General features: G+C 31.2%; 11 protein-coding genes and 1 pseudogene. 9 read left to right on the forward strand and 3 right to left on the reverse strand.

Features of this window, described 5'->3' with window-relative positions:
• Positions 1 to 64 precede the first annotated feature (64 nt).
• The gene (gene tnpA, locus G9F70_RS06030; protein WP_224617364.1) at positions 65 to 538 is read left to right on the forward strand and encodes an IS200/IS605 family transposase; all 474 of its coding nucleotides are present in this window, start codon (positions 65 to 67) and stop codon (positions 536 to 538) included.
• A gap of 367 nt (positions 539 to 905) precedes the next feature.
• Here tnpA and G9F70_RS27445 read toward each other — a convergent pair.
• Together G9F70_RS27445 and G9F70_RS06040 are read right to left on the reverse strand one after the other, a co-directional pair.
• Positions 906 to 1,007 (reverse strand): annotated as a pseudogene (locus tag G9F70_RS27445) (IS3 family transposase); the annotation flags it as partial.
• A 357-nt stretch (positions 1,008 to 1,364) separates the two neighbouring features.
• Positions 1,365 to 1,847: a metal-dependent transcriptional regulator gene (locus G9F70_RS06040; RefSeq protein WP_164945269.1), complete on the reverse strand. Its 483-nt coding sequence runs from the start codon at positions 1,845 to 1,847 to the stop codon at positions 1,365 to 1,367.
• Positions 1,848 to 1,988: 141 nt separating this feature from the next.
• Between G9F70_RS06040 and G9F70_RS06045 the strand changes: the two genes are divergently transcribed.
• The 7 genes from G9F70_RS06045 to G9F70_RS06075 all read left to right on the forward strand — a co-directional run bounded on the left by G9F70_RS06045 (position 1,989) and on the right by G9F70_RS06075 (position 11,211).
• Positions 1,989 to 2,228, forward strand: coding sequence for a ferrous iron transport protein A (locus tag G9F70_RS06045; RefSeq protein ID WP_164945270.1), 240 nt, complete (start codon positions 1,989 to 1,991; stop codon positions 2,226 to 2,228).
• 65 nt (positions 2,229 to 2,293) lie between these two features.
• Positions 2,294 to 4,444 (forward strand): ferrous iron transport protein B, encoded by a 2,151-nt coding sequence (gene feoB, locus G9F70_RS06050; RefSeq protein WP_164945271.1) that lies wholly within the window; start codon positions 2,294 to 2,296, stop codon positions 4,442 to 4,444.
• A gap of 535 nt (positions 4,445 to 4,979) precedes the next feature.
• Positions 4,980 to 5,660, forward strand: coding sequence for a VTT domain-containing protein (locus G9F70_RS06055; RefSeq protein WP_164945272.1), 681 nt, complete (start codon positions 4,980 to 4,982; stop codon positions 5,658 to 5,660).
• 57 nt (positions 5,661 to 5,717) lie between these two features.
• Positions 5,718 to 6,506 carry an undecaprenyl-diphosphate phosphatase gene (locus tag G9F70_RS06060; protein WP_164945273.1) on the forward strand — a complete coding sequence of 263 codons (789 nt, stop codon included), beginning with the start codon at positions 5,718 to 5,720 and terminating at the stop codon, positions 6,504 to 6,506.
• Between the two features lie 390 nt (positions 6,507 to 6,896).
• Complete coding sequence (locus tag G9F70_RS06065) at positions 6,897 to 8,672, forward strand: N-acetylmuramoyl-L-alanine amidase (RefSeq protein ID WP_164945274.1); 1,776 nt, start codon at positions 6,897 to 6,899, stop codon at positions 8,670 to 8,672.
• Positions 8,673 to 9,047: 375 nt separating this feature from the next.
• Positions 9,048 to 10,469, forward strand: a complete 1,422-nt coding sequence (locus G9F70_RS06070; protein ID WP_164945275.1) for an amino acid permease — start codon at positions 9,048 to 9,050, stop codon at positions 10,467 to 10,469.
• 226 nt (positions 10,470 to 10,695) lie between these two features.
• Entirely contained in the window at positions 10,696 to 11,211 is a 516-nt protein-coding gene (locus G9F70_RS06075) for a DMT family transporter (protein ID WP_164945276.1), read from the forward strand.
• Positions 11,212 to 11,306: 95 nt separating this feature from the next.
• Here G9F70_RS06075 and G9F70_RS06080 read toward each other — a convergent pair whose 3' ends face one another.
• Positions 11,307 to 12,326 (reverse strand): DUF3048 domain-containing protein, encoded by a 1,020-nt coding sequence (locus G9F70_RS06080; RefSeq protein ID WP_164945277.1) that lies wholly within the window; start codon positions 12,324 to 12,326, stop codon positions 11,307 to 11,309.
• 355 nt (positions 12,327 to 12,681) lie between these two features.
• Here G9F70_RS06080 and G9F70_RS06085 point away from each other — a divergent pair, with 355 nt between their 5' ends.
• Positions 12,682 to 13,224, forward strand: coding sequence for a carbonic anhydrase (locus G9F70_RS06085; RefSeq protein WP_164945278.1), 543 nt, complete (start codon positions 12,682 to 12,684; stop codon positions 13,222 to 13,224).
• Positions 13,225 to 13,325 lie beyond the last annotated feature (101 nt).

Here is a 13,325-nt window from a genome sequence, read left to right on the forward strand (position 1 = left end):
ACCCCCTTTGATAAAATGGAAGTAGGTTTGCCAACCACAACCAAGTCAAAGGGGAAAAATCCAAATGGACAATCAAAGTTTAGCACATAGTAAATGGAATTGTAAATACCATATTGTCTTTGCACCCAAATATAGAAGACAAATAATATATGGGAAAATAAAATCAGACATAGGACAAATATTGAGAAAGCTATGTGAATATAAGGGTGTAGAAATATTAGAAGCAAACGCATGCAAGGATCATATACATATGCTTGTAAGTATACCACCCAAATTAAGTGTGTCACAATTTATGGGATATTTAAAAGGTAAAAGTTCATTGATGATATTTGATAGACATGCAAATTTGAAGTATAAGTATGGGAATAGACAATTTTGGTGTAAAGGATATTATGTAGATACAGTAGGAAGAAACAAAAATGCAATAGAAGAATATATAAAAAACCAACTTCAAGAAGATATTGTATGTGAGCAGATAAGTTTAAAAGAATATATGGACCCGTTTACGGGTGAGCCAGTAAATAAATACAAAAAATAATACCCCTTTAGGGGTTGTATGTAAAGGTATGCGGTTGGCAGAACTTTCAGTATGTCTTTAGACGTAGCCAGTAACATGCCCTTATAGGGCTAGAACAAGCCACCCGTTATACGGGTGGTCCTGACTGTAGAACTATATCTTTATGTCTATGACTCATATAAATAACCTCCTTATTTTTAATAAGTAAGAGTCTAAAAATCTAATTTAGTTACAAAGTAACTTTAAGAAGAAATTTTACACTTCTACTTAAGTATAGACTTCCTTTTGAAAAATCCTTAGCTCAAGGAAGTTGTAGCTGTACTTCAATATATTCAATATTAGGATTAATTACCCTATTCTAGGTATTTTTTAACGAATACTAACTAATTCATAAATTTCTTATAAATTGATTTTGACTTATATAGTTTAAGCTTCCATGTATTCTTTCTTCATTATAAAATTTTATATATTCATCAATAAGTATGTAGCCATCAGTGAGGTTTTTAACCTCATTCCATGCTTTTCATTCCTTAGAAAGTAAGGAATGAAAAGATTCTATATGTGCATTATAATTAGGAGAATTAGGTTTGATGTAAATCCATTATCAATAATATCTGTAAGCATAATAAATTGACCATTTAATGCCTATTTATATTTATAAAATCATATTTCAGCATCTCAGATGATGATTAAACAGTAGAATAACAACATGCATAGGTTTTAGTGCTTGAAGTTTTCTGACTGTCCATGGTCTTAGTGAGAAGCTTCTCTTTATGGATAAAGTATTTTCTTCTTCATTATTTTTCACAGAGGAATTTACATTCAATTATTAATTTTTAGCAGTAATCTATTCTAAGATTTTAATAAATGTATTTTTATAATCCATATATTTTTCTAATATATCGTTGTTATTTTTAAAAAAGTCATATAAAATTTGCATATTCTTTACTGTGTCAGTGCTAATAATATGCTCTATCAATTCTACCTGAATTAACGTATCTTCCGTACATCCTATAAAAGATAAAAAATTTTCTATTATATTATGCCTGTTCAATAGGAATTCTCCTAATTTCTTACCTTCATCTGTTAAAGTTACAATTCCATATTTTATATAATTTACGAGTCCCAATTCTCCAAGCTTCTTTATCATTTTTGAAGCTGAAGAATCCTTAACATTTAGAAGCTGTGCAAGCACGTTTGTTCGAATATAGGGTTGATTTAGACTAGTCCTATATATCATTTCAAGATAATCTTCTAATGCAGGAGTAATCATATTTTTATTATATCCTTGTAATTCATATCCACGGACAGTATGAAATTTATTATCCATTTAATCACCACCATTATTTTATTTTAAAATAATTCTTTATAATTAATATATATTAGTAACACTTAAAAAGTATTTATCATATTTTAGTGTAGGGAAAGTTTTTTTCTCTACAGCAAATCATTTTAGGGGGTTCATTTGTATATGAATAGTTATGACATTCCACTTAGTACATTACCATTAGGTAAAAAATGTAAAGTTAAAAAATTAATTTCCGAAGGTTTAATAAGAAGAAGGATGCTAGACTTGGGGTTAACTTATGGTACTGCGGTAGAATCTTTGCAGAAAAGTCCATCTGGTGACTCTGTTGCTTATCTTATTCGCGGTGCTGTAATTGCTCTTCGCAGTGAAGTAGCCTCTATGATTTTAGTAGAAACACTTTAAGTTTGTGCTTTTACTTCTACTCATAAAATATATCAATAATTAGCATTTTTAAGGAGGAAAGATTTTTGGGGTTGACTAATAAATCAACTGGAACAGGAGTTTTAGAAAAAGAGCTTAGAATTGATAAAATTACGCCAAATGATAAAATAATAGCCTTGGGTGGTAATCCTAATGTTGGGAAAAGTACGGTTTTTAATAATTTAACTGGTTTAAAGCAGCATACAGGTAACTGGCCTGGCAAAACGGTAGCAAATGCCCAGGGGAAATATTCTTATAAAAATAATAATTTTATTTTGGTAGATATTCCGGGCACCTATTCGCTTATGGTAAATTCCGTTGAAGAAGAGATTGCTAGAGATTTTATATGTTTTGGAAACCCAGATGCAACAGTTATTGTAGTAGATGCTACCTGCCTTGAGAGAAATCTAAACCTTGTTATACAAACACTTGAGATTACTTCAAAGGTTGTTGTATGCGTTAATCTAATAGATGAAGCCAAAAGAAAAGGAATAACTATAAATTTAGATGATCTATCAAGACAGCTTGGGGTTCCTGCAGTAGGAACAAGTGCAATTAAGGCAAAGAGCTTAAATGAATTAATGGACGCAGTCTTTGAGGTTGCATCTAATAAAATTACTCCAAATACCATAAATATAATATATGATGAATTGATAGAAAAAGCCATATATAAGGTTGAAAATGCCCTTAAATCAGAACTTCATAATAAACTTAATCCTAGGTGGGTAGCATTAAAGCTTATAGATGGAGATGAAACTCTCTTAGCATCTATTAATAAGTATCTTGATTTTAACCTAACTAAGCAGACTGAGCTTATGAATCGTGTTTATGAAACAAGAGATTCTTTAAATGCACAAGGAATTAATTCTGATACATTTCGTGATAAAGTTGTTTCTCAAATAGTAAAGACTGCAGAAAAAATCAGTAGTACTGTAGTTTCTGTTAAGGATAAAAACTATAATGATACTGATAGAAAAATAGATAAATATCTTACATCTAAGAAATTCGGAATTCCCATTATGATTCTCCTTTTGGCTGTAGTTTTCTGGCTTACAATTACTGGAGCTAACATTCCTTCTAAATTAATTGCTGATGGTCTGTTTTGGGTTGAAGATAGACTTACAATTTTTTTTACTTGGTTAGGTACCCCATCATGGGTACATGGATTATTGGTTTTGGGTATGTACCGAACTCTTGCATGGGTAGTATCAGTTATGCTTCCTCCAATGGCTATATTTTTCCCTCTCTTCACATTGCTAGAGGATTTAGGATATCTACCTAGAGTAGCTTTTAATCTTGATAATTATTTCAAGAAAGCATGTGCTTGTGGAAAACAGGCATTAACAATGTGCATGGGCTTTGGTTGCAATGCTGCTGGTATAATTGGCTGTAGAATAATTGATTCACCAAGGGAGCGACTAATTGCAATTATTACTAATAACTTTGTGCCTTGCAACGGAAGATTCCCCACTCTTATAGCAATTATTACAATGTTCTTTGGTGGAATTATAGTAGGACCAGTACAATCTATAATATCTACACTAATTCTCACCGGCGTCATTATACTAGGCGTTGTAATGACATTAATAATATCTAAAATTTTATCAAAGACAATATTAAAAGGTATTCCCTCCAATTTTACTTTGGAGTTGCCACCCTATCGAAAACCACAGGTAGGTAAAGTTATTGTAAGATCTATATTTGATAGAACTTTATTTGTACTTGGTCGTGCAGTGATAGTAGCAGCACCGGCAGGATTAGTTATATGGACAATGGCTAATATCCATATTGGTGATTTAAGTATTTTAACTCATTGTGCTAATTTGTTTGATCCCTTTGCAAGACTTATTGGATTAGATGGGTATATTTTAATGGCCTTTATTTTAGGATTTCCTGCAAATGAAATAGTTGTCCCTATAATAATTATGTGCTATATGTCTACAGGAAGTATGATTGAACTTGATAGCCTAGTGCAATTAAAGACCCTTCTTGTATCTAATGGCTGGACATCTTTAACTGCGGTATGTGTTATGTTGTTTTCCTTAATGCATTGGCCCTGCACTACCACCTGCTTAACTATAAAAAAGGAAACTCAAAGCATTAAATGGACACTTGTTTCTTTTCTTGTGCCCACTATTACTGGGATTGTTATTTGCTTTATAGTTGCAAGTACTGTACGATTAGTGGGTTTAATATAGTGAATTTATTAGGAGGTTTTAATAATAAAAAAAGCTGCTCAAGATAATTGTTAGTTAGAACGCAGAGATATGAGTAAAAATGGGTAACATCATGGATAATTATGATAACATCATATTCCAATTATTTGGCCACTGGTAATACGAATTCTGACACTACCAATCTCTATAGATCAGATAAAAACCAACATAATTTATAAATCGAGTAGGAGGTAGATAATTAATTTATCTACTGACCTCTCACACCACCGTGCCTACCGTTCGGTACACGGCGGTTCAATAAGAATTACCTAATCATAAATTTTTTAGTTAATGTTATAAACCCTTGTTTTTTAAGGTATTTATTAGTTAGAGTTCTTGTTAAAATGTGGCTGTTGGATATCATCCAATAGCCTTTTCTTGTTATAAGTTATCATAGTTCTTAAACTAAATCTAAGACATTTTTAATCAGATTTTAATCTTACAGATATATAATATAAAAAATGGGAAACTTATAAAAGAAACCTATAAAAGAAACCTATAATGAAAGGGGGGAATTATGGATATTTTAACTAACCTTATAAATGCATTAATGCACATTGATAAGTATTTAGCTTTAATAATACAGCAGTATGGAATATTAACATATGTTATTCTTTTTTTTATTATATTCATTGAAACAGGCTTGGTTGTTATGCCACTGTTGCCAGGAGATTCAATGTTATTTGCAGCAGGAGCACTAGCAGGGATTGGATCAATGAATATATTTACTCTTTTAATAGTAGTATATCTTGCAGCGATACTGGGGGATACTGCTAATTACCATATTGGTAAAAAGATTGGGAAAAAAATACTCGCGAAAGAGGAAGTAAGGTTTATTAACAAAGAGTATTTAAAAAAGGCTCAGGAGTTTTATGAAAAACATGGTTCAATGACAATAGTAATAGCAAGATTTATTCCTATAATTAGAACCTTCGCACCTTTTGTAGCTGGTATTTCCGAAATGAATTACTCTAAATTTATACCTTATAATATGATTGGTGGCGGACTATGGGTAAGTTTATTCTTAGGTATAGGTTACTTCTTTGGTAATCTATCTTTTGTGAAAAATCATTTTTCTTATGTGCTAATAGCTATAATAATTATTTCATTACTGCCTGGAGCTGTAGTGTTTATAAAAGAAAAGAGAAAAAGAAAGAGAAATAATGAGGATGATATCCTTAGCGCAGAAAGTAGATAATACATAAAAAGTATATTTTAAAATGAATGTAAAATTTTAAAGCAGAGGAGAATTTATATGAATATTTTACAAGCTATTGTTTATGGAATAGTACAGGGAATTGGGGAGTTTCTCCCGATATCTAGCACAGCTCATTTAGTATTAATTCCATGGATTTTTGGATGGAATGATCCTGGCGTTGCTTTTGATGTAGCATTACATCTAGGGACTTCAGCTGCAGTAATTCTATTCTTTTGGAAAGATTGGATTAAATTAATTAATGCTGGAATTCGCAAACCTAAATCAAAGGATGGAATGTTATTTTGGCTACTTGTTTTAGCTACAATTCCTGGCGGTTTATTCGGAGTTCTATTAGATAAATATATGGAAGTCTTTAGAAATCCTGCGCTTATTGGAGTTACGCTTATTATTTTGGGTGTAATATTATATTATGCTGATAAAAATAGTGATGAAAAAATTAAATTAGAAGATATTGGACTTAAAAGAAGTCTTATAGTTGGTATTTCTCAAATATTTGCAATAATACCAGGTGTATCACGATCAGGCATTACGATGTCTGCAGGGCGTTATTTAGGAATGGAAAGAGAAGCTATAGCTAAGTTCACTTTTCTACTATCAACTCCCATAATAATTGGAGATGCATTATATCATGCCACAAAAATGGGAACTGTTACCATAGATAAAACTCCATTTATTGTAGCTGTTTTAACAGCTGCGGTAGTAGGCTTTTTAAGTATTAAATTTTTACTAAATTATTTAAAGACTAAAGGATTTGGGGTATTCTCAATATATAGATTTGTTTTAGGGGTTGTAGTTATAGTTACATATTTTGCTAGATTGAAATAATAGAAGTAACAAAAGAGCTAAAGCTTGCATGCTTTAGCTCTTTTGTTACAACTTTCTTTAACTTATATCCTCTGACCCATTTATAGCATTTTTCTTATTTGATATCTTTGCAATTAAAGGTAAGATACCAGGGGACTAAAACCTTTAAATAATTTGTGCTTTGCGATTTTTCTTAGTAATAGAATTAGTATCAAAGATTAAAACCTTATAATAAGTTTTAATATATGTTTTAGATTTATTGAAAAAATGTTTATAAAACATGGAGAAGAGAATAAAAGTGTAGTATACTTAACTCAGAATTGATACCACAAATTACAATCATATTTAAAATTATACAAACTATAATATAATTAATTAAATATGAAAACTATGGGGAGTCTGGAGGGCTATATGAAAAATATTTTCAAACCATTTATAATTGTAATCTTAACTTTTGTATTGTGTATACCTATGCAAATAATAGTTAAGGCTAGTACGTATACGGATATAGGAACTAAAAATAATGTGGTGGTTAGTAAACCTTGGACAGTGAGTTTTAATAAATCACTGAGTTCTAATACTGTGAATACCACAAATATTAAGGTGCTTGGAGAGGCGAATAAAAACATAGACATTGATGTTAGTTTAGCTAATAACAATAAAAATGTAATAGTAAAGCCTATAAAAAATTATGAAGCTAATAGTGAATACACTTTGATAGTGACAGAAAAAGTTAAGTCTTCGGATGGGAAGGATCTTCCTAAAGAAGTTAGAATGAATTTTAATACTGAAAGTGCAGCTACAAAGCCAAGTGAGTTTACTGTATGCATTGATCCAGCTCAGTACTATAAAGATATAACTGGTAAAAATGGTGCTAAGGCTAAGGATGTAAATTTAAATACAGCATTAAAACTAGGTAATATACTAAAAACAAGAGGATTCAATGTAGTATATACTAGAGATAGTGATTCAGTAACTTGGGACAAGCTTAATGAGGATGAGGCAAAAGCTGCAATAGCGAAGAAGGCAAAAGCCGATGTATTTTTAAGTATAAATACAAACTCATATTCTTCAGATACTGCAAATGGAATTGAAACATATTACCTATCTGATATTAGCAATAATAAAGTGTTAGCAGAGCTAATGCAAAGCGAACTTATAAAAGCAACAGAAGCTAAAGATAGAGGAATAAAAGCAGCAAGTAACGAAGAAAATTTGGCAATATTAAGTAAATCAAATTGCCCTGGGGTAGTTTTGGAATTGGGCTTTTTAAGTAATCCAGAAGAAGAGATATTATTAACTAATGCAGATTATCAAAATAACGCTGCAAAGGCTATAGCGAATGGGCTAATGAAATATGCGGGCTTTGCAAATACAGATACTAGTTATGATTCTCTTTTTCAAATATCTTCAGTGGGAGATATAATTGTTAATTTAGAAGTTGGTGGCAAATATACATTTCCTAAAACTATACTTGCTACTATGACTAATAACTCAAAAAAAGAGGTTGGAGTAGAATGGCTTCAAGATTTAGTTTCGTTTGCTAAGTCAGGTACTTATACCTATGAAGGCGTTATAAAAAATTATGATAAGAAAGCTAAAGTTATAATTAATGTAAAAGAGGCAGTTAAAAACAAGTACAGTGTAGTTCTAGATGCAGGTCATGGGGGAGCAGATTCAGGAGCAGTAGGACAAATGGGCACTAAAGAAAAGACTATAGTACTGGCAATTACTTTAAAAGTAGGAAATATATTAGCTAAGAATGGTGTTGGAGTCACGTACACAAGAACAACTGATAAAACTCAGGGTCTTCAACAAAAATGTGATGTTTCAAATAATGCTAAGCCAAATTATTTTGTAAGTATTCATGCAAACAGTTATTCAGCTCCTACAGTTAGCGGCATCGAGACCTTTTATAAGAGTGGTAGTGCAGCTGGACAAAAGTTGGCTCAGGCTGTTCAAACTGAATTGATTAAAGCAACTGGAAGAGTAGATAGAAAGATTAAAACAGCAGGGTTTTATGTTTTAAATAATACAAATGCTACGGCTATATTGGTAGAAACATCCTTCGTTTCTAATCCAACAGAGGAAAAACTATTAGTTACAGAGGCTTACCAAACAAAGTTAGCTCAGGCAATTTCAACGGGAATTCTTAAGAGTTTAGGAATAAGCAAAATAGTATTTTAAAGAGATATAGTGAGGTAAAAAAGAGTGGAATAGATTTCGCTCTTTTTTGCTGCTAATATGCATAATTGTCTTATAATTAAATTGTAGATTATGTTTAAGTTTCATGTTAGAAATGTCCAACATAAATTTATTGATGACTATGTAAAACTTATAAAGGAAAAGTTAGTAGGTAATAAAAAAGATTTAAGTATTAATTAATATTACATGAAAACCCAAAAACAAGGCATAATAAACTTGATTATATGTAGCTAATACTGATATAATCATACTCAATGACACCTTGCTATTGAATTTTTGTTGGATTCAGATACAACAATTATATCAGAAGGGGGGTGTAATTATTTTTTATACATATACAAAGGAGGAATTTGTTTAATGACAGAAGATAATAAGAAATTAGGACTTGGGTTACTTGTAGCTTTAGGTATAGGTACTATGATTGCATCAGGTATTTTTAATAGCCCTACAGACTTAATAGTAACAACAAATCCAATGGCAGTTCTCATTTCATGGGGTATTGGAGTTTTTGGCGTAATAATGCTTGGAATGGTATTTTATTTGCTTACAAATGAAAAACCAGAATTAAAAGGTGGGATTTATTCCTATGCTAAAGAAGGCTTTGGTGATTTTGTAGGTTTTAATTCAGCCTGGGGTTATTTTACAAGTTCTTTCATTGGTAATGTTGCATTTATTATTTTAATTTTTAAGACTATAAATAGTTTAATTGGAGAAGGATATTCAATGCCTCCTATTTTAGCATTTTCACTTGCATCTATTCTTTTGTGGATATATTATTTTGTAATAGCAAAGGGTATTAGACAAGCTGGTATACTGAATTTAATAGTTACAATTGGTAAAGTTATACCATTACTTTTAGTAATTGTATTTGGTTTTTCAGCCTTTAAATTAGGTATATTTAATGTGGAGAATTGGCAGGCGGTTTTAGCATCCACTGGAAAAACCGCTAGTTTAGGAAAACAGATAAGTGGAGCCATGGGAACAATTTTATGGTGCTTCGTAGGTGTTGAAGGTTTAGTAGTTTTGTCTGAAAGAGCGGAATCTCAAATAGTGGTTGGAAAAGGAACAATAATTTCACTTGTTATAACAGCGACACTTTATATATCAATATCTATATTGTCAATGGGTATTTTGCCCGCTAAGGATTTAATTGCAGCACAAACACCACTGGCAGCAGTCCTTGCACAAACTGCATTGGGAAGTTCCGGGGCTATTATAGTTAAAGTAGGTATTTTAATTTCTCTTATGGGTGCTTTGCTTTGCTGGTTTTTGTTAACTACAGAAATTTTGTATGCTCCGGCAGCACAGGATGGGTTAATGCCTAAGTGGTTTAAAGTAAATAATGATAAAAATGTACCTATAAATGCTCTTTTATTTTCAATTGTGGCAACACAAATAGGTCTTTTAGCCATGCTTTCGGAAGCTTTGCAAAAGGCTTATTATGTTGCCACACATATGTGTACAACTAATATATTAATACCGTATTTGTTATCTTCTATGTTTGCATTTCAGGTATTTAACAAAGAAAGTGGGCACCTTAAGGAGAAAATTATAGCAGTACTCGCAGGTATATATTCAATTTATGTTATATATGCAGTAGGAATTGGGTATTTAGGGCTAGCATTCGTAATTTATGCATTAGGGATAGGGTTTTACTTAAAGGCTAAAAAAGAAAAAAATGAAGTCATTAGTAAGAGGGAAAAGATGGCGATGATAGCTATGGTTATAATGGCAATAGTTATGATAGGAGCGGCGATTACCGGTAAAATCTCTGTTTAACGATATGATTTGAAGAAAAAACGTATTTGAGAAATCAAATACGTTTTTTTATTTTATCATTCCCCTGTCAATAAACTATATAGTGGGGAGGAATTAGTGTTAAATTAATCATGCAATCCTCCAAATAGAATTATTATAATATTAGGTTATGAGGAAAATAATTGCTTGGTTACATTATATTGCTTAAGTAAATAGTGCATAAGGTAAGAAAAAAGCATATAATAAAATGAGATGGAAACTAACTGCACTCGTTTTATGTATGATAGGCTGTTTTTTAACTGTTACCGGAGGCTTGCTAGATACTTTAAACATCAACTCATTAGGTGTTCTAATGGGAATAGGAGCAGGTTTAACATATGCTTTAGTTACTATTATAAGTAAAGCAGTCATAGATGATTATCATCCATTGACCATTATTTTATATAGTTTTCTATTTGGGTGGATATTCTTAGTGCCATTTTCTCACCCAGTAAATCTTTTGTATGTAAAATATAGTTTGCCTGTAGTTGCAAGTATTATAGGTTTGGGGTTAATCCCAACTGTACTTGCATATATTCTGTATATTACTGGATTATCTTATGGAGTTGAAGCATCAAAAGCAGGTATAATATGTTCTATTTTCATAATTAAATTTGATAAACATGTAATACTTTCTAATGAAAAACAAGGAAATATAAATGAAAAGTCAAACTATATAGGTGATTGTCTGGATGATTTGATGGATCCTCCAGAAATGATATAGGAAGATAATGATAGTATTTGCCAATTAGAAATTTTTTTAATTGTGCAAAAAAGACTGGTGATCAGTAAAACTAATCACCAGTCTTTTTCTATAATTTATTTCATATCTATTTTGCTACTTTTATCTACAATATTCCAGCAAGTCTTTCCAGGATTTAATGGTAAATCATTACCTTCCTCATCGGTTAGAAGAGTTTGTGAAGTGGCATTTTTTTTAGACCAGTGCATTTTAATAAACTTACCATTGCTAATAACATAACCATCTCCTGTGCCAACAAGAGCGATGTCTAAATGAAGTCCATCATTTTGTGTTTTAATGGAAGTGATTTGCACCACTATATTTTTAAAGGATAAAGGGGTTTTATCCTCTTTATTAGTTGAAGACTCTCCATCCATGCTTTTAAAGTAAAGACCATCTTTATAGGTGTAACTAGTGTTGTAAAGGTTGTTTATTCTTAAAAATACATTTGTAGCTGGGGAAAGTTTATTGCTATCCCAATAGCTCTTGTCAAATTTTAATTTTACTGTAGGCGCTTTGATAAAATTTTTTATTTTAACAAGCTCCCTTAATTTCTCTGTAGAAGTATAAAGGTTATGAGGAGCTTTCCGAGTCGAATCTCTCCAATAAGTAGAGGCATATTTCATTTCATTCATACTCATTAAGTTTTTATTTTTAATTTCGCCTAGAGCCTCTTCGCTTCCTCCACAGTGAGCAAAGGGTAGGTTATATTCTTTTGAAATATCTAAAAAGTAAGATCTGGCACTTCTAATTGGTCCGATTTTTTGCACATTGCCACTTTGAAATAATGCGATGAATCTTGGTGTGCCACCCTCAGCAAGGGTTTCATAAACTATATCCGCAGCGTTTATTCCAGATTGAGGTCTTGCAGCCTTTGAGTTTTCGACTATGGCAAGTACAGCAATGTTATCTAATATTTCTTTTTTTACCTCTTCACCAGTATAGGGAGAAAAATATTTTTGCTGGGTTTTCACTGGGGCTTCCGTTTTTTTAGGGTTTGACGGGGTAGCAATGGGTTCAGCTTTTTTTGTGCAACCCTCTGCAATAAAACACATTGAAATAATTATACATAACAATAGCTTAGACTTATTTTTCAAATTAAACATCTCCTTAATAAATTCAAAGATAGTAAGTGCCCCACTGAGGTACATATTACAATTGGAAAAACATCATTATATTCTTTCCTCTATTTTAAACTATTAAAATTATGGTGTATATAGTAGCATGATATCATAAATAAGGTATCAAAAAGTTGGAAATAACATTATATGTTATAGTATTACATTACAATTATATATATGTATGAAAATGTGATATTATAAACTATCCCAAAAATCAATTATATTTCTAAAGTTAGGTTGCAGTATTAGAAATTAATAGGTTATGATATAATAAAAATAAATTTTAACTGAGAATAAAAAATATAGAAAAATTTAAGGAGATAAAACCAATATGGATAGATTAATAAAGATTAATAATAAAGAGGATATATTTTCAGAATATAAAAATACGCCCATCAGTGTTTTATTAGAATACCATAACTTAAATACGCATTATGAAGCTGTAAGTAGTCCACAGATGTTAATAGGAATGTGTATGGATAATAGGAAATATCTTCATATACCAGACAATTTTGCATATATTATCCGTTCTGGTGGAGGAACTTTGCGTTTTAGTGAATTTAAGGTTTCTTATACAATAGCAATAGGAAAAATTAAAACTATTGCACTTATAGCCCATAATCACTGTGGAATGGTTAATCTGATGTCGAAAAGGGAGCAGTTTATTCAGGGGCTTGTTGATGTAGTGGGTTGGGATTGGCAAAGAGCAGAGGATCATTTTATGAATTTTGCTCCAATGTTTGAGATTGGTAATGAGATAGAGTTTGTTTTGGAGGAGGCTAAGAGGCTAAGAAATAAATACCCTAATATTTTGATAGCGCCAATTTATTATAATCTAGACGACAATCTCTTATATTTGATTAAGGAAGATTAAAAAGTTCACTAAAGCAATAGGTAGTAATTTAACCTTTACCTTGCCATTGAATTTATTATAATGTAAAGTAGTAAGAGAAACAGCAAGCTAGCTGCGACGGG

It is taken from the genome of Clostridium sp. FP1, from assembly GCF_011065975.2.
Taxonomy (GTDB): Bacteria; Bacillota; Clostridia; order Clostridiales; family Clostridiaceae; genus Clostridium_AD; species Clostridium_AD tagluense.

Bases quoted from the DNA above. Each gene is read 5' to 3' on its own strand.
- G9F70_RS06065 (WP_164945274.1), top strand. From the start codon at position 6,897: ATGAAAAATATTTTCAAACCATTTATAATTGTAATCTTAACTTTTGTA.
- G9F70_RS06040 (WP_164945269.1), bottom strand. From the start codon at position 1,847: ATGGATAATAAATTTCATACTGTCCGTGGATATGAATTACAAGGATAT.
- G9F70_RS06060 (WP_164945273.1), top strand. From the start codon at position 5,718: ATGAATATTTTACAAGCTATTGTTTATGGAATAGTACAGGGAATTGGG.
- G9F70_RS06070 (WP_164945275.1), top strand. From the start codon at position 9,048: ATGACAGAAGATAATAAGAAATTAGGACTTGGGTTACTTGTAGCTTTA.
- G9F70_RS06075 (WP_164945276.1), top strand. From the start codon at position 10,696: ATGAGATGGAAACTAACTGCACTCGTTTTATGTATGATAGGCTGTTTT.
- G9F70_RS06045 (WP_164945270.1), top strand. From the start codon at position 1,989: ATGAATAGTTATGACATTCCACTTAGTACATTACCATTAGGTAAAAAA.
- tnpA (WP_224617364.1), top strand. From the start codon at position 65: ATGGACAATCAAAGTTTAGCACATAGTAAATGGAATTGTAAATACCAT.
- G9F70_RS06055 (WP_164945272.1), top strand. From the start codon at position 4,980: ATGGATATTTTAACTAACCTTATAAATGCATTAATGCACATTGATAAG.
- G9F70_RS06085 (WP_164945278.1), top strand. From the start codon at position 12,682: ATGGATAGATTAATAAAGATTAATAATAAAGAGGATATATTTTCAGAA.